Annotated in this window: 15 protein-coding genes and 1 pseudogene; 4 read left to right on the top strand and 12 right to left on the bottom strand. The window is 63.5% G+C overall.

What is annotated here, in order from left to right:
- Positions 1 to 7: 7 nt before the first annotated feature.
- The 5 genes from ACP146_RS07935 to ACP146_RS07915 form a co-directional block, all read right to left on the bottom strand.
- Positions 8 to 286, bottom strand: coding sequence for an acylphosphatase (locus ACP146_RS07935; protein ID WP_422366221.1), 279 nt, complete (start codon positions 284 to 286; stop codon positions 8 to 10).
- Positions 283 to 723, bottom strand: coding sequence for a hypothetical protein (locus ACP146_RS07930; RefSeq protein ID WP_422366220.1), 441 nt, complete (start codon positions 721 to 723; stop codon positions 283 to 285). The genes ACP146_RS07935 and ACP146_RS07930 overlap by 4 nt, the downstream gene beginning before the upstream one ends.
- Positions 724 to 744: 21 nt before the next feature.
- Complete coding sequence (locus tag ACP146_RS07925; protein ID WP_422366219.1) at positions 745 to 2,751, bottom strand: acetyl-CoA carboxylase biotin carboxylase subunit; 2,007 nt, start codon at positions 2,749 to 2,751, stop codon at positions 745 to 747.
- 173 nt (positions 2,752 to 2,924) lie between these two features.
- Entirely contained in the window at positions 2,925 to 3,539 is a 615-nt protein-coding gene (locus ACP146_RS07920; protein ID WP_422366218.1) for a glutathione S-transferase family protein, read from the bottom strand.
- 81 nt (positions 3,540 to 3,620) lie between these two features.
- Positions 3,621 to 5,153 carry an acyl-CoA carboxylase subunit beta gene (locus ACP146_RS07915; protein ID WP_422366217.1) on the bottom strand — a complete coding sequence of 511 codons (1,533 nt, stop codon included), beginning with the start codon at positions 5,151 to 5,153 and terminating at the stop codon, positions 3,621 to 3,623.
- A 249-nt stretch (positions 5,154 to 5,402) separates the two neighbouring features.
- Between ACP146_RS07915 and ACP146_RS07910 the strand changes: the two are divergent.
- Positions 5,403 to 5,726: pseudogene (locus ACP146_RS07910) on the top strand (methyl-accepting chemotaxis protein); the annotation flags it as partial.
- 222 nt (positions 5,727 to 5,948) lie between these two features.
- Positions 5,949 to 6,353 (top strand): globin family protein, encoded by a 405-nt coding sequence (locus tag ACP146_RS07905; protein ID WP_422369628.1) that lies wholly within the window; start codon positions 5,949 to 5,951, stop codon positions 6,351 to 6,353.
- Positions 6,354 to 6,357: 4 nt separating this feature from the next.
- On the opposite strand, the gene ACP146_RS07900 is transcribed toward ACP146_RS07905, so the two are convergent.
- Genes ACP146_RS07900 through ACP146_RS07890 form a run of 3 tightly spaced genes read right to left on the bottom strand, consistent with a single transcriptional unit; the run spans position 6,358 to position 9,936 of the window.
- The gene (locus ACP146_RS07900) at positions 6,358 to 7,074 is read right to left on the bottom strand and encodes an ATP12 family chaperone protein (protein ID WP_422366216.1); all 717 of its coding nucleotides are present in this window, start codon (positions 7,072 to 7,074) and stop codon (positions 6,358 to 6,360) included.
- 16 nt (positions 7,075 to 7,090) lie between these two features.
- A complete protein-coding gene (locus ACP146_RS07895) occupies positions 7,091 to 9,250 on the bottom strand; it encodes an AsmA family protein (RefSeq protein ID WP_422366215.1) in 2,160 nt (719 codons plus the stop codon).
- A 2-nt stretch (positions 9,251 to 9,252) separates the two neighbouring features.
- The gene (locus ACP146_RS07890) at positions 9,253 to 9,936 is read right to left on the bottom strand and encodes an HAD-IA family hydrolase (RefSeq protein ID WP_422366214.1); all 684 of its coding nucleotides are present in this window, start codon (positions 9,934 to 9,936) and stop codon (positions 9,253 to 9,255) included.
- A gap of 133 nt (positions 9,937 to 10,069) precedes the next feature.
- Here ACP146_RS07890 and ACP146_RS07885 point away from each other — a divergent pair, with 133 nt between their 5' ends.
- Together ACP146_RS07885 and ACP146_RS07880 are read left to right on the top strand one after the other, a co-directional pair.
- Positions 10,070 to 10,642: a hypothetical protein gene (locus ACP146_RS07885; protein ID WP_422366213.1), complete on the top strand. Its 573-nt coding sequence runs from the start codon at positions 10,070 to 10,072 to the stop codon at positions 10,640 to 10,642.
- Positions 10,643 to 11,074: 432 nt separating this feature from the next.
- The gene (locus ACP146_RS07880; protein WP_422366212.1) at positions 11,075 to 11,398 is read left to right on the top strand and encodes a hypothetical protein; all 324 of its coding nucleotides are present in this window, start codon (positions 11,075 to 11,077) and stop codon (positions 11,396 to 11,398) included.
- 52 nt (positions 11,399 to 11,450) lie between these two features.
- Here ACP146_RS07880 and ACP146_RS07875 read toward each other — a convergent pair whose 3' ends face one another.
- The 4 genes from ACP146_RS07875 to ACP146_RS07860 form a co-directional block, all read right to left on the bottom strand.
- Positions 11,451 to 12,497 (bottom strand): RluA family pseudouridine synthase, encoded by a 1,047-nt coding sequence (locus tag ACP146_RS07875; protein ID WP_422366211.1) that lies wholly within the window; start codon positions 12,495 to 12,497, stop codon positions 11,451 to 11,453.
- On the bottom strand, positions 12,494 to 12,889 hold the full coding sequence (crcB, locus tag ACP146_RS07870) for a fluoride efflux transporter CrcB (protein ID WP_422366210.1): 396 nt from the start codon (positions 12,887 to 12,889) through the stop codon (positions 12,494 to 12,496). Before crcB ends, ACP146_RS07875 begins: the two co-directional genes overlap by 4 nt.
- A 171-nt stretch (positions 12,890 to 13,060) precedes the next feature.
- Entirely contained in the window at positions 13,061 to 13,726 is a 666-nt protein-coding gene (locus tag ACP146_RS07865) for an isochorismatase family cysteine hydrolase (protein WP_422366209.1), read from the bottom strand.
- Between the two features lie 151 nt (positions 13,727 to 13,877).
- Positions 13,878 to 15,194 (bottom strand): replication-associated recombination protein A, encoded by a 1,317-nt coding sequence (locus ACP146_RS07860; protein WP_422366208.1) that lies wholly within the window; start codon positions 15,192 to 15,194, stop codon positions 13,878 to 13,880.
- Positions 15,195 to 15,213 lie beyond the last annotated feature (19 nt).

The raw sequence follows: 15,213 nt of genomic DNA, 5'->3' as shown, positions 1-15,213 counted from the left end.
ATACCCTTCAAGTTGTTGTCTTAACAACAAACCCAGGATCAACCTGACCATCATACACGCAACTTTCCACTGCGGTCACGCGGGCCATTTGCGGTCCCTGGGAACAGGCCTGAAGCATGGCATCCACCTTTTCCGCATCGCCGGAGAATACCGCCTCGACAGACCCGTCGCGCCGATTGCGCACCCAGCCGTCCAGGCCGAAAGACGCCGCCGTTTGGCGTGTCCAGCCGCGGAACCAAACGCCCTGGACGCGGCCGGAAATCACGACATGCAGCGCCTTGGTCACAGTCTCTCCTTCGCCTCACCGCCGCTTCCGGTTGGCTCCGGGTAAAGTGCGGCAAAGGCTGTCACGATGGACCGGCGGGCCCGCTCCTCCCACAGCGCCCGTCGCGTCCACTGGTCTTCGACGGTAAAGGCTGCCTTGCCCGGATTTTCATGGACCAGCCGGTTCCGCAAGCCGCGCAGCCACTTCCAGTCCTGTTCGGCGACGCCGGCGGGACAGGCCCCGCGCCGGCTGCCCTGGGCCTCGGCAATCGCATAGGCCAGGATCACGGCGGCGGCCCAGGCGCCGCTGCAGAACACCGCCTGAAGATCGATCATCAGGGCGCAGGCCTGCTCGCTCGGCGCCGGGGCGCCTGCTACCGCATGGCCGGCTTCCAGGTCCTCGAACCAGGACCGCCTTTCGTCCCAGGTCAGTTCCGTCGGGCGCTCAAGCTGATCCATGGTCTGGAGGTTTAATCCGGACTAGTCGAATTCGAGGATCGCCTGATCGACGGCCAGGCTTTCCCCGGGACCGGCGTGGACCTTGGCGACCTTGCCGTCGCGGGCGGCCCGCAGGATGTTTTCCATCTTCATGGCCTCGACCACCGCCAGTTCCTGCCCGGCCTTCACCGCCTGCCCTTCCTCCACGGCCAGGGACATCAGCAGACCCGGCATGGGCGACAGCAGGAAACGCGAGAGATCGGGCGGCTCCTTCACCGGCATCTGCTCGGCGAGCGCCGCCACCTGCGGCGTCATCACCAGAACCTCCAGAGAGGTCCCGGCATGGCCGAGCCGCAGCGCCGGTCCGCGCCGCTCGGTCTGAACCGTTACCGCCCTTCCGTCAATGAAACAGGGAACGACGAGATCGCCCGGCCGGGCGTCGGTCTCGATCAGCAGGGCAGCCTCGCCGTTGGTGACACGGTAGGCGCCGTCGACGGGAACCACCCGGCACGGATGCGGCTCCGCACCGAGCATTACCACCCAGTCTGCCGGCTTGGAGGGATCGAAGTCGGGCACGCCATCCATCTGGCCGGAGATGGCTGCCTCCTGTCCGGCCCTGCGGTGCCGCAGAACCGCGGCAACGCCGATCAGCGCGTCCCGGGTGTCCGGCGCGGCCGGAGCGCCCTGAAAACCGTCCGGAAACTCTTCAGCGATGAAGTTCGTCGAGATATCGCCGTCGCGGAACCGCGGGTTGGCCATCACCGAGGCCAGAAAAGCGACGTTGTGGCTGATACCGCGCACCAGATAGGCATCCAGAGCCACCTGCATCGCGGCGATGGCAGCGGCGCGGTCGGGCCCGTGGGTGACCAGCTTGGCAATCATAGGATCGTAGAACATCGAGATTTCCGACCCCTCGGTCACGCCGGTGTCGACCCGCACGGTGATGCCGGGCTCTTCCGGCGCCGGAGGTTCCCGGTAACGCACCAGACGGCCGATGGAGGGCATGAAGTCGCGCAGGGGGTCCTCGGCATAGACCCGGGTCTCCACCGCCCAGCCGTCCAGGGTTACGTCATCCTGACCAAAAGACAGCGGCTCCCCAGCGGCGATGCGGATCATCCATTCCACCAGATCGAGACCGGTGATCAATTCCGTCACCGGATGTTCGACCTGAATTCTCGTATTCATTTCAAGAAAATAGAAGTTCTTGTTCTTATCGACAATGAACTCCACCGTCCCTGCGGAGCGATAATCCACCGCCGCCGCGAGGGCCACCGCCTCGGCCCCCATCGCAGCCCGGGTCTCGGCATCGAGGAAGGGCGACGGCGCCTCCTCCACGACCTTCTGGTGGCGGCGCTGGATCGAGCACTCGCGCTCGCCCAGATGCAGGGTCTTGCCGTGGGCGTCGGCCAGGACCTGGATCTCAATGTGGCGCGGCTGTTCGATGAACTTCTCAATGAAGACCCGCTCGTCGCCGAAGCTGGAGCGGGCCTCGTTGCGGGCGGAGCGCAGGCCTTCACGGGCCTCGGCTTCGTTGGCCGCAACCCGCATGCCTTTGCCGCCCCCGCCGGCGGAAGCCTTGATCATCACGGGATAGCCGATGTCTCCGGCGACCCTTACCGCCTCTTCCTCGTCCTCGATGGCATCGGGATGGCCGGGCACGGTGCTGACCTTGGCCGCCGCCGCCAGCTTCTTGGAGGTGATCTTATCGCCCATGGCGCCGATGGCTTTCACCGGCGGGCCGATGAAGACCAGCCCGGCGGCCTCCAGCGCCTCGACGAAAGCGGCGTTCTCCGACAGGAAGCCGAAACCGGGATGTACCGCCTCGGCCCCGGTCTGCTTCGCCGCGGCGATGATCTTCTCCATCACCAGATAGCTTTCGGCCGCAGCCGCCGGACCGATGGCCACGGCCTCATCCGCCTGGCGAACATGCAGGGCATCGGCATCCGCGGCGGAATAGACAGCGACCGTCCGGATGCCCATCCGCTTGCAGGTCTTGATGATGCGGCAGGCAATCTCGCCGCGGTTGGCAATGAGGATTTTCTTGAACATCCGCCCCTATCGCGTCGGCTTCCTAAGGTTCGGTCCTACCCCCGGCCCGAAATCCACCCAGACGACACCTTGTTGTTTTGCTGTTTTATGAACCTCTGCTTGTGTACTTGCTTTGCCGCTTACTTGGCAATCCGCTTCCCCTGCTCTGGCCCCCTGGCCGCACTCGGGGGCCCTTAGCGGCGCTCAGGCGGCGGTGCGATGGGAATGTAGCCCGGCAGGCCCGCCATCCGTTCCAGCCAGCCGTTTATCGACCCGTAGGAAGACAGATCGAAACCGCCGTGATCGGCGACGTGGGTATAGGCGTAGAGCGCGATGTCGGCGATGCTGGGCGTCTCTCCGACAAACCAGGGGCCCTGCGCCAGTTCCCGGTCCATCACATCCAGCGCGGCATAGCCCTTGGCTTCGCGCTCGGCCCAGCCCGGCTCATCGGCTTGTGTCTTGCCCGCGTATTGCTTCCAGAACCGCAGCACGGCGATGTAAGGCTCGTGGCTGTATTGTTCAAAGAACATCCACTGCAGCACCCGCGCCCGCTGGAGGCGGTCCGTCGGCAGGAAAGATGTACCCTCGGCGAGGTAAAAGAGAATGGCATTGGATTCCGGCAGGTGGGTCCCGTCGTCCAGTTCCAGCAGAGGAATGCGGCCGTTGGGATTCTTGGCCAAAAACGCAGGCTGACGCGTGTCCCCCGAGAGGACGTTGATTTCCTCCAGGTCATAGGGCTGACCCAGAAAATTCAATAATAATTGTACTTTATAGCAGTTTCCTGAAGACGAATCTGCATAGAGCTTCACGAAGCGTCTCTCCTCTGAAGTCGCGGCGACTTCATCCAACGCAGCCGGGTGCGCTGCGGGCGGGCACCGCCGGAACCAAACCTAAAGCGGCAGGTTGTCGTGCTTCTTCCAGGGGTTTTCCAACTGCTTGTCGCGCAGCATGGCAAGCGCCCGGCAGAGCCGCCGACGGGTGCCGTGCGGCATGATCACATCGTCGATGAAACCGCGCGATGCAGCGACAAAGGGGTTGGCGAACTTTTGACGGTATTCCTCGGTCCGCGCGGCAATCTTCTCTTCATCGCCGATGTCGCCGCGGAAGATGATCTCCACGGCCCCCTTGGGGCCCATCACAGCAATCTCAGCCGTCGGCCAGGCGTAGTTCACATCGCCGCGCAGGTGCTTGGAGGCCATAACGTCGTAGGCGCCGCCATAGGCCTTGCGGGTGATCACCGTGACCTTGGGCACGGTCGCCTCGGCATAGGCGAACAGCAGCTTGGCGCCGTGCTTGATGATGCCGCCGAATTCCTGGGAGGTGCCGGGCAGGAACCCCGGCACGTCGACGAAAGTGACGATGGGAATGTTAAAGCAATCGCAGAAGCGCACGAAACGCGCCGCCTTGATCGACGAAGCAATGTCCAGGCAGCCGGCCAGCACCATCGGCTGATTGGCGACGAAACCCACGGTCTGGCCCTCCATCCGCCCAAAGCCGGTGAGGATATTGCCCGCATAGGTCGGTTGCAGTTCGAAGAACTCGCCCTCGTCGACGACTTTCTCGATCAGCTCTTTCATGTCGTAGGGTTTGCTGGGATCGGCGGGCACGAGGCTGTCGAGCGAGGCTTCCTCGCGATCCGCGGGATCGTCGCTGGGGCGCCAGGGCGGGGCCTCCCGGTTGGAGGCGGGCAGGAAGTCGGCAAAGCGCCGCAGCTCCAGCAAGGCCTCGACATCGTTTTCAAAGGCCAGATCGGCAACACCCGACTTGGTGGTATGGGTGGTCGCACCGCCCAGCGCCTCGGCGGAAACCTCTTCATGAGTCACCGTCTTCACCACATCGGGGCCGGTGACGAACATGTAAGAACTGTCCTTCACCATGAAGATGAAGTCGGTCATCGCCGGCGAGTAAACCGCGCCACCTGCACAGGGGCCCATGATCATCGAAATCTGCGGCACCACGCCGGATGCCAGGACGTTGCGCTGGAAGACCTCGGCATAGCCGGCGAGAGAGGCAACCCCCTCCTGGATGCGGGCGCCCCCGGAATCATTGATCCCGATCACCGGCGCCCCGACCTGCAGCGCTTTATCCATTACCTTGCAGATCTTCTCGGCATGGGCCTCCGACAGGGAGCCGCCGAAGACCGTGAAGTCCTGGCTGAAAACGAAGACCAGACGGCCGTTGATTGTGCCGTGACCGGTCACCACGCCGTCCCCGGCGACGGTCTGGCTTTCCATGCCGAAGTCCTTGCAGCGGTGCTCGACGAACATATCCCATTCTTCGAAGGAGCCCTCATCGAGCAGGATCTTCAGCCGCTCACGCGCCGTGAGCTTGCCCTTGGCATGTTGGGCGTCGATACGCCGCTGGCCGCCGCCCACGGCCGCCTCGTCGCGCTTGACCTGAAGCTGCTGAAGGATTTCCTGCATCGCCTTTGCCGTCCCCTCGCCCGATCCCGGGCCGCCATCGTCGCTGATCGATCCACAAGTGGAAGAATTCGCAAAAGCTGATAGCACGGGACCGGGGCAAGCACCACCCGGCCGGCTTTCCCGGCATTCGACCCGGCAAAAGCTCGAAAATGAGCATTATGATTATAATTAGTCGATTATTAACGGCGGCCGGATACAAGGCTCTAGGACAGCCTACCCAGAACCTCAACAGTGCCCGCAGGACAGTACATGCCAGCCAAAGACGCCAGCACCGCCGCCACCATAAGTCAAAAACCCGAATCTGCCGACAAGGCCTCCGCCGGCGGCATTGCCGAGCAGATCGAGGCGCTGCGCGATGAAGTCGGGAATGTCGCCAATATGGCCGGCCAGATCGAGGCGATTGCCAAGCAAACCAATCTGCTGGCGCTGAACGCCACCATCGAGGCGGCACGCGCCGGCGAGGCCGGCAAGGGCTTTGCCGTCGTCGCGGGTGAGGTGAAGCAGCTCGCCGGGCAGACCAGCAAGGCGACCAACCAGATCGGCGAGATCGTCGAGAGCCTGACCCAAAGGATCAACAAGCTTTCCAGCCTGAACACGGAATCGGAGCGCAAGCAGGCCAAGGCGGGACAAGGCGCTGCCGAGCCGAAAGCCCCGGCACCGAAGGCCGCAGCACCAGAACAGAAGCCGGAACCAGCGCCGCCGGCATCCGCCTCCGAGCGACCTGAACCGGCGGCAGCGCCGACGCCGAGCGCGTCCGCCGCCGACGGCCCGCTCAGCCCCTCAGAAATCAGACTGGTGCAGGATACCTTTGCCGCGGTGGAGCCGATTGCCGACGATGCCGCAGCCCTGTTTTACGGCAGGCTCTTCGAGATCGACCCCAGCACCAAACCGCTCTTCAAGGGCGACATGACCGAACAGGGCCGCAAGCTCATGGCGGTGCTGAAGACCGCGGTCGCCAGCCTGGAAAAACTCGACAAACTGGTGCCGGCGGTAAAGGTCATGGGTCAGCGTCACCACGCCTATGGCATCCAGCCCAACCATTACGAGAGCGTCGCCAACGCTCTGTTGTGGACCCTCCAGCAGGGACTGCAGGACACGTACACCCCGGCCGTCGAAGCGGCCTGGGCCAAGACCTATGGCATTCTGGCGGATGTCATGCAGCAGGGCGCGCAGGAACCGCCGGCAACACGCAGCGTCTGAGACCTTACGCCGCGCCGCCCTGGCGAACCAGTTCGAGGAAACGGGCGGCGGCGAGCATTTCCTGCCGCAAGTGCTCACGCCGGGCAGCGGCCTCAGCATCTTCGCCCCAACGTTCCGCCTGATAGAGTTCGTCAAGCTGTGAGAGCCTATGGGCCTCTTCGGCGTCCAGCCGGCCATGGGACAAGGCAAGGCCGATGATCAGCGAACCGGCCGCCTGCGCAGCCGTGGTCAGCCCCGTCAGCGCCAGCGTGTCATGGACTTCAACCGCGTCCCGCAAGGCAGCGAGGCTCGCCGGCGGCTGATCTTGGGAGATCACACCGCAGGTCTTCGACAGCGGTGCGGCAAGGCTTTGCGCCGACCAGTCCAGCAGCGGTTGCCATAGCTGTTGTTGACGGTTCAGCAGATCGCCCGTCTCGTCACTCCAATAGCAGATCAGATCGTGGCCGCCATAGTCGATCAAGTCGTCGACGATCCGTTGACGCTGCGGACCGACGATATCGATAGCCGTGCAGGTCAGGTTGTTGATCGACATGCTGGCCGTGTCGATCTCATCGTCCTGGCCCTGCCACTCTTCGGCGATGGCCTCGGCCAGCGCCTGGGAGGCAACGGCAAGAGCGGCCTTGGCCGGGGTTTTAACGGGACGGCCGTCCAGCAGGACGCCATAGCCGCCGTCGGTTAAGCCCGCTGTCGCGGCCTTGTAGAAACGCTTCATCTTCTGCATGAGAAAAGCCGGTAAATCAGTTCCCGAACAAGCCCTTAATGCCCTCTTTCAAGTCGCGCCCGAGTTCCTTGGCGGCATCGCCGGCATCCTCGACCAGACCTTTCGAGGCCGGCTTCGGTCCGCCATCGGCCGGCTTGACCTCGGAGTCAGAGGAAGGCGGTGTTGTCTCAGCCAGGCCGACCGCAGCCAGGGCTTCGCCGCAGAGAGTCTCGTCACTGCCGATCCGGCCGATTATCGGCCCGGTGCCGACCAGACCGCCGAGGGTGTCGACAACCCCACCGACGATGTTGCCACCAGTTTCAGCAACGGTGCCAACAGTGCCAACCACATTGGCGGCGGCCCCGATGGGATCGGGCACGATGCTCGGATCCTCCATCGGACCAAAGACCTTAAAGGGCACCGCCAGGCTGGCAAGGCTCGGCTCGCTGGTTTCCGTGTCGAACGAGAGACTGACGCGCTCGGCCTCAAGATCAATACCGCCCTGACCGGCAATGGCGAAGGTCCCGGTGTCCAAAACCAGTGCGCGGCTCTCGGCCTGCCCGCCCGCAATGTCGAAGCGGCCGACGATGCAGTTCAGATTGGCACGATCCGAGGTGCCGAATAGCGGACCGGTGATGTCGCTGAGCCCGGCGCTGAAGAATCCAAGCAGCGCATTGTCGATGGTGCCGTCCTCTGAGACCGCCTGAACGTGACCGTCCAGCCCGGCGGCCAAGGCGTGGGCGGACTGCCCCCGCCCGCTAAGGACGACATCCAACGCCAACTCGCCGCCGACCTGGTCACTGACCTCCGCCGCCTGCAACAGGCTGCCGAAGTCCATGCCCTCACCCTTGAGGTCGATATCCAGCGCGGCAGGCGCCGTGCCGGCGTCAAGACCTGCAGAGCCGCTCAACAACCCACCCGCCAGCCGCCCCTGCATCGGGTCGACCTTCAGGTTGCCGTTGGTAAGCTGGGCGGTCAGTTCGACGTCGTTCAGGAAAAGCCGCGGCGTCACGCGCAGCTCTGCAGCGCCCAGGGTCAACGCGCCATCAAATGCCGCCAGGGCCTCAAGGGGCAGAGGCTCTCTGGAAAAGATGCGGCCGCCCGGGCCCGCCGCCTGATCCGCCGCGCTGTCTGCCGGGGCTGAAGGGCCCTCTGAATCTCCCGGCCCGGATGACGAGAAATCCGACAGGTCCAGGGTCCTGGAAGCAAGCTTCGCCGTCACCTTGGGCCGCTCTCCGGCCAGGTCCAGGCTGCCTGCCCCAGCCAGATCACTGCCCCCAAGCAGCATCGCTAATCCCGAAAAATCAACACTTTGTCCGGCAATACTGATGTCGCTTGAGAGCTTATAGGGCCCCAGGTCCGGCAGCGTGTTGCCCACGAAGCCCGAGAAACCGGCAAGGCTGTCGCCTTCGGCGGTAACCGCGAGTTCGGCGGCTGCAGATCCTGTCAGATCGCCGGCGCTGCCCTCTACCGTTGCCCTGGCCCCTCCCGCGTCGATGGCGAGATCGATCGGGCTCGCCTCACCGGAAAGGATGTCGCGCAGACTGCCGAAGGTGCCCTCGACCCGAAAGGGATTGTCGTTATAGCTGCCGGTCAGGGTCAGACTGCGTGAACTGCTGCCGGCGGGAGCGCTGCCTGTCGCCTCCGTTAGATCCAGGCGCGTTGTCTCCTCGCCCGCTATCCCCTTGACGACCAAACGGCCGCCGCGGATGGCGAAGTCGTTCACATCCGAAAGAGCCCCGGAGCCACCGCCTCGGCCGCCGTCTTCATCGGCCGCTTCCGCCGTGGCGTCCGACCCATCAGGGGCGCCGAACTCCCAGTTGCCGAGGCCGTCTGCAGAGGTCTCCAACAGGATGTCCGGCTCAACCAAAACCAAACGGTTGATGACGATGTTGCCGGTCAACAGCGCCAGCAACTCGACTTCGACCTCAAGCTGACGGACGGTCACCATCTCGGCCCGGCTGCCCCAGGCGGCATTGGCGAAGCTAAGGTCCTGGAGATTGACGGAGGGACTGAGGGAGATCTCCAGATCGGCGGGCCCTGCTACCACCAGATCGCGGCCCGTCGCCTTCTTGACCTCCGCCTGGATCAGGCGGGTCAGGTCATCGAACTGCAGCGACGAAAGGGCGGCATAGCCGGCGACAAACACGCCGGCAGTCACGGCGGCAGTCCAGTAGAGAACCCGCCTCAACTTCATACCTAAACTCCACTCAAGTCTATAAGTGCCTGCCGAAGATCGGAAAATCGATCAACAACCTTACCAGCACCGGCGGCCTTCAGCTCATCGCGGTGATGATAGCCCCAATCCACCCCCACCGCATCACAGCCCGCCGAGCGCGCCATCTGGATGTCGAAAGTCGTGTCTCCGATCATCACCGTATCCTGCGGGTCCGCCCCAACGTCGGCCATGGCTAATTGAAGGACATGGGGGTGCGGCTTGCTGGGCCCGTCGTCTGCAGTCCTGAGAGTGGTGAAGCGGTGCTGGATTTCGTGATGCGCCAGCACCCTCTCAAGGCCACGGCGGTTCTTGCCGGTAACGATCCCCAGAAACAGCTCGGGATGGTCCAGGGCGGAAAGGCATTCGAGGGTGCCCTCAAACAGAGGCTCGTCATGATCGGGCTGACCGAGGCGCTCGTGGAATGCCTCTCTGTAGCGTCCCGCGAGCTTGAGGGCCCTCTCCTCATCGGGCTCCGGCAGCAGGGTGCCGATCGCCACCTCAAGCTTCAGACCGATAATGCCGCGGACCGCCTGGGCGGTCGGCGCGGGCAGGCCGTCCGAAGAGAAGGCCCGGCCCATGCAGTGCACAATCGTATGCTGACTGTCGACCAGCGTTCCGTCGAGGTCGAAAACGATAAAACGGTGGCGAAAAGGAAGCTGAGTCATTGCGCGTTGTCTCTATCACGTTGCCCGCCCATGCTTAAGGCGATTCGGGTCGGTCTGCGCCGGGGTTCTTGGTGAGGTGAGCGCAGGCGACTTTGCGGACAGGGGCAGTCGAATGGGGCGACCGGAGAACGACATGACAGAATCCCTGCGCCTCAGCAAGCGGAGACACACCAAGCTGAGCGGTCTGGTCGCCGCCCTGGCGCTCACGGCGGCCCTGGCTGCCTGCGACGAAGGCCCGGCTACCAACACCCGTTTCATGCACCCCAGCGGATCGCTGGATTTTCTGGCTGCTGCGACCCGGAACCAGGGCGCCCTCTACCTCGCGGTATCCGGCCAGGCCTTCCCAGGGCAGCCCATTCCGCAAAGCGATCTGGCTGCGACAATCGGAACCGCCGTCCAGTCACGAGTCCTGACGCTCACCACCGATGCAACGGCCGCAGAGGACCCGAATGCCCGGCTCCTGCTGCTCTTTAACGCCCCCTCCGCAACCGCCGTACTGTCGATCTGCGAGGACCCGGCAACCGGTGGGCCCGCCCGAAGCGACGGCCGCGTCGAAATCCTTGCCGCCTTCTGTAGCGGCAAACGCCTGGTCTCTGCCGTCAACGGCTGGGTGGAGGAGGCCGATGGCCCCGCCTCCCCCCGCTTTCAGCAGTTGATCAGGCAGACCGCCCGCGATCTGTTCAAGCCACGCGCCAAGGACCAGTAGAACGTCTCCTCGGGAGTCGCTCTCAACAGTTCGCTACACCTTCGCGAACAATCCGCGTGATTTGTTAACGATTGTGGCCGTCCGGCCCCATTCCCATGGCCAAAAGAAGATACCCGGAGATCGCCGGAATCCTCCCGGAAGGTGACCAAAATGAGGCGGCATTAGATAGTAATCATATTTGCCGAAAATCTACCCACAGCTTTATCCATCTGAAAAACCTAGACTCTTTCTAGGTACGCCACATTGCTGCCGCATTTGCCAAATTGTTAACAAATAATTAATTAAGTAAAAATACCATTTCATTGACTATTGCTGTGACATTTAAGGGTTTTGATTGATGTCATTTGTGGTTTTTAATCATTTTGAAGGAGAACTAAGAAAAAATCATGCTTATACCTTGGGTCATCGAAAAAACACTCCAGAGGGACAGGCATGTTTTCCAAACTCAAACTTGGCAAGTCAGCAGCCATCGCTATCGCGACCGCAACGGTTATCGGTATTTCTTCACCGGTTGCTGCCGAGAACTGGAATTTGTCGATGGACCGTCACTATTCGGCTGCGGAGTCGAATAAGTATCAGCCGGAAGCCGGCTCCGAATGGGGTTTTTCTTTAGCGAACATGATGAGCGACATGGAGTGGCGCAAGAAGACCGCCGAGACCCTGCGCAAGCAGGAGCGCCCCAGCGTTACGCCTCAGACCCGGCGCTATCAGCAGCTTGTGCGCCGCTCTGCACCGCGCCGCCTCTCCGCTTTCTAATCAGTATAAAGCCTTCAGCAGGGCTCGGGCACAGACGCCGGTACGCGCACTGTTAAGCCCCGCGGCCCTGGCCGGGCGAATGGCTGATGCCTTCGGCATAGGCCAAGAGCGCTTCCAAAGCCGCCTCGCCTTTTCTCTCATCAAATCCGAGCTTCTGCCAACTCTCGGCCATATGCGGCGGCAAAGCCGCGGTCTGCCGCAGGGTGGTGCCGTCTTCGGGATGCGGGACCGCAAGCTCTCGCGCCAGCAGATGAAGCGGTTTTGGCAGGCCCAGAGCCTCAGGAAAGGCGGCGCGCCCGCCGTATTTGCCGTCGCCGATGATCGGCAGGCCCAGCGCGGCGCAGTGGACGCGCAGTTGATGGGTGCGGCCGGTCAACGGCATCAGAACCAGCCAGCTCACCGCGCGCTTGTGGCTCTCAACCAGGCGGTAAAGGGTCTGGGCCGGCTTGCCGTCCTCCCCCTCCACGGGCGCCATGGCTTCGCCCGGTCCGGCCTGGCGCTTGGCCAGAGGCAGATCGATGATCCCGCGCTTTTCCGCCGGCACACCGTGGACCAGCGCCCAATAGATCTTCTGGGTAGTCTTGCCGCGAAAGGCCGCGGTCAGGGCGCGGGCACTCCCGGCGTTGCGGGCGAGCAGCAGAATCCCGGCCGTATCCTTATCCAGACGATGGACCAGGCGCGGGCGTTCGCCCGAGCCGAAGCGCAGGGCATCGAGCATGCCGTCGAGATGGCGCGATTGGCCGCTGCCGCCCTGTACTGCCAGGCCTGCGGGCTTATCGAGGACGATTACCGCATTGTCACGGTAGAGCACCCGGTTCTGCAGTTCCGCGGCGGCCTCGGCCGAAACCGGCTTCTCTTTCGCAGGCTCCCGCGGCCGCTTTGGCGCGTCAGCGTCCGGAAGCGGCGGAACCCGCACGGTCTGCCCGGTATCGATCCGATGGGCGGATTTCACCCTTTTGCCGTCGACGCGGATCTCGCCCTTCCGCAACAGCTTCTCCAGCCGCCCCTGGGTCACCTGGGGAAACCGCTGGCGGAACCAGCGGTCGAGCCGCAGCCCCGCGTCCTCGGCGCCGATGGTTATCTGCTGCACCCGGCTCACGCGAGACTGATCCGCACGAGATAGAGCCCGGCGGCGAAGCCCGCGATCGAGAGCACCACGGACGCCCCGACATAGCCGGCCGCCTGCAGCAGCGCTCCGCGCTCATAAAGCAGAACGGCCTCCATGGAAAAGGTTGAGAATGTCGTGAAGGCGCCGAGGAAGCCGACTGTCAGCAGGGCACGAAGCTCCGGCGAGGGCGACCAGACGATGGCCATGAATTCGACCAGCAGTCCCATAACAAAGGAACCCAGCACGTTGACGCTGAGGGTGCCCAACGGAAATCCGGCCAGCATGGGCCCGAACCAGTGACCGACCTGGCTCACCATGACATAGCGGCCCAGCGCCCCCAGGGCGCCACCCAAAGCAACGCTCGCCAAAACCGTGTACTGCATGCGCCGCCTCCCCGCCACGTGAAGCCGCCACCGGAGCGGCTGGCAACGGCAGTCTAGCTAACAGACAAAAAACGGCTGCGCAAACGCCGTCGGGCCGCCCGCCGGAAGCGCATGGCTTCCGGTGGTTCCTTTCCGCAAGCTATTCTGTGAACCGGCTGGAGCAGATCAGATCTAGGCGGCGGCGGAACGCGGTCCGCCGCTGTCGAGCCAGGCAATACAGTTGTCACTGTCCATCTGATAGACGCCGATCCGGCCCAGCTCGCGCACCGACTCATCGGAGGCGTTGCAGAGCGCATCGGTCGCCAGGACGATCCTGAAATCCCGTGCCGAGGCCTCATAGACCGAAGCGCGGCCGCCGGTCGAAAAGCTGAAGCCGCAGATCACCAGGGTGGTCACCTCAAGCTCCCGCAGCTTCGCTTCCAGAGCGGTGTGGTGAAAGGCGCCCCAGCGCGGACGGTAGTGGACAAACTCGTTCTGATCGACCTGCTGGAAGTCGCCGGCGAAAAGCAACTCCGGATCCAACCGCATTTCGGCATTGGGTTGCAGTTCATCGATCAACTCGGCGCCCAGCGTGCCCGGCATCAGGATACGCATACCTTCCTCGACCGCTTGGCGGCGGCAGGCATCGACGTTGGACCCGTCGGCCTTGTAAAGCCGCACCGAATGGAAAATCGGTGCTCCCTGAGCACGAAACGCCTCCGCGAGCTTTGCCATGTTCGGCAGTGCCGAGCGCACACCCGATGCCCTCAGCTGCGAACCCGGAGTTACGAAATCACGCTGTGCAGAGATACAGAGAAGAGCTGCTTTGCCCTTGTCAGGCACGCAGTAATTGCCCATCCAACGCCCCTATTGCCTAATTTGTTTGGTTAGCCCTCTGCTCAGGCTGTCGTCAGCCGGGCAGATTGTCTCGGTGACAAACTACGAGCTTTCGGTTTGCAGACAACAGGCAAGGCGGAATAGCAGACTCGCATCAATTGCAAGGCTGAGCTTAGTTTTGGTCTTCGCTCTCGCCTTGCCGCCCGGCGCGAAGCTTCGCCCAATAGGCGAGACGCTTGCGGATCTCCCGCTCAAATCCGCGCTCGACAGGGTGATAAAGGGCCTGGCGCCCTAGAGTATCAGGAAAATAGTCCTGCCCCGAAAAAGCCTCTGCCGTATCGTGATCGTAGCGATAGCCTTTACCATACCCAAGATCCCGCATCAGGCCCGTGGGGGCGTTCAGAATGTGCGCGGGCGGCGCCAGGGAGCCGCTCTCCCCCGCGCTCTTCCGGGCCGCCTTATAGGCCTTGTAGGCGGCATTGGATTTCGGTGCGGTCGCCAGGTAGATAACCGCCTGGGCCAGCGCCAGTTCGCCTTCGGGAGAACCAATGCGTTCGAAGGCCTGCCAGGCGGCAATTGACTGCGGCAGCGCGTCGGGATCCGCGAGGCCGACATCCTCCACGGCGAAACGCACCAGCCGGCGGGCAATGAAGTGGGGGTCCTCGCCGCCGGCCAGCATCCTGGCAAACCAATAGAGAGCCGCGTCACAGTCCGAGCCGCGCAGCGACTTGTGCAGGGCGGAGATGAGGTTGTAGTGGCTCTCCTGCCCCTTGTCATAGATCGGCGCGCGTTTCTGGACCACCGCCGCCAGCGCCGCGGTATCGAGCGGTTCTTGGTTGGCCGGGCTGGCAAGGGCCAGCACCTCCTCGGTCAGGTTCAGCAGGTAGCGGCCATCGCCGTCCGCCATCGCCATCAAGGCGGCCCGGGCCTCGCTGGTCAGCGGCAGGTTCCGGCCCTCCAGCGCCTCGACCCTGGCAAGCAATTCCCGCAAGGCCGACTCCTCCAGCCGCTTCAGGACCAGGACCTGACAGCGCGACAGCAGCGCGGGGTTCAGTTCGAAGGAGGGATTCTCGGTGGTGGCCCCCACCAGAACGACCGTGCCGTCTTCGACGAAAGGCAGAAAGCCGTCCTGCTGGGCGCGATTGAAGCGATGGATCTCGTCGACGAAGAGCAAGGTGCCGCGTCCGGCGAGGCGGCGCTGCTTGGCTCTTTCGAAAACCTTTCGCAGGTCGGCGACACCTGAAAAAACCGCCGACAGCGGCTCGAATTCCAGTGTTGTTTCCTCGGCCAGCAGGCGGGCAATGGTGGTCTTCCCGCAACCCGGCGGCCCCCAGAGGACGAGGGAGGCCAAGCGGCCGGAGCCCAGCATCCGGCCAAGCGGACCTTCCGGTCCCAGCAGATGATCCTGGCCCACGACCTCGGCAAGGTTCTGCGGCCGGAGGCGGTCGGCCAGCGGCCGCGGCGCCTGGCTTTCAAACAATCCCGTCATCGCACTTGTGCCACACCTC

It is taken from the genome of Pelagibius sp. (assembly GCF_965249265.1).
Lineage (GTDB): Bacteria > Pseudomonadota > Alphaproteobacteria > Kiloniellales > Kiloniellaceae > Pelagibius.
The sequence above is the reverse complement of the archived record's forward strand: the minus strand, read 5'-3'. Positions and strand labels throughout refer to the sequence as shown.

What these genes read in the sequence shown, in the direction of transcription:
- ACP146_RS07930 (WP_422366220.1), bottom strand. Translation starts at nt 723, where the DNA reads ATGGATCAGCTTGAGCGCCCGACGGAACTGACCTGGGACGAAAGGCGG.
- ACP146_RS07925 (WP_422366219.1), bottom strand. Translation starts at nt 2,751, where the DNA reads ATGTTCAAGAAAATCCTCATTGCCAACCGCGGCGAGATTGCCTGCCGC.
- ACP146_RS07915 (WP_422366217.1), bottom strand. Translation starts at nt 5,153, where the DNA reads ATGCAGGAAATCCTTCAGCAGCTTCAGGTCAAGCGCGACGAGGCGGCC.
- ACP146_RS07900 (WP_422366216.1), bottom strand. Translation starts at nt 7,074, where the DNA reads ATGCAGAAGATGAAGCGTTTCTACAAGGCCGCGACAGCGGGCTTAACC.
- ACP146_RS07895 (WP_422366215.1), bottom strand. Translation starts at nt 9,250, where the DNA reads ATGAAGTTGAGGCGGGTTCTCTACTGGACTGCCGCCGTGACTGCCGGC.
- ACP146_RS07890 (WP_422366214.1), bottom strand. Translation starts at nt 9,936, where the DNA reads ATGACTCAGCTTCCTTTTCGCCACCGTTTTATCGTTTTCGACCTCGAC.
- ACP146_RS07885 (WP_422366213.1), top strand. Translation starts at nt 10,070, where the DNA reads ATGACAGAATCCCTGCGCCTCAGCAAGCGGAGACACACCAAGCTGAGC.
- ACP146_RS07880 (WP_422366212.1), top strand. Translation starts at nt 11,075, where the DNA reads ATGTTTTCCAAACTCAAACTTGGCAAGTCAGCAGCCATCGCTATCGCG.
- crcB (WP_422366210.1), bottom strand. Translation starts at nt 12,889, where the DNA reads ATGCAGTACACGGTTTTGGCGAGCGTTGCTTTGGGTGGCGCCCTGGGG.
- ACP146_RS07865 (WP_422366209.1), bottom strand. Translation starts at nt 13,726, where the DNA reads ATGGGCAATTACTGCGTGCCTGACAAGGGCAAAGCAGCTCTTCTCTGT.
- ACP146_RS07860 (WP_422366208.1), bottom strand. Translation starts at nt 15,194, where the DNA reads ATGACGGGATTGTTTGAAAGCCAGGCGCCGCGGCCGCTGGCCGACCGC.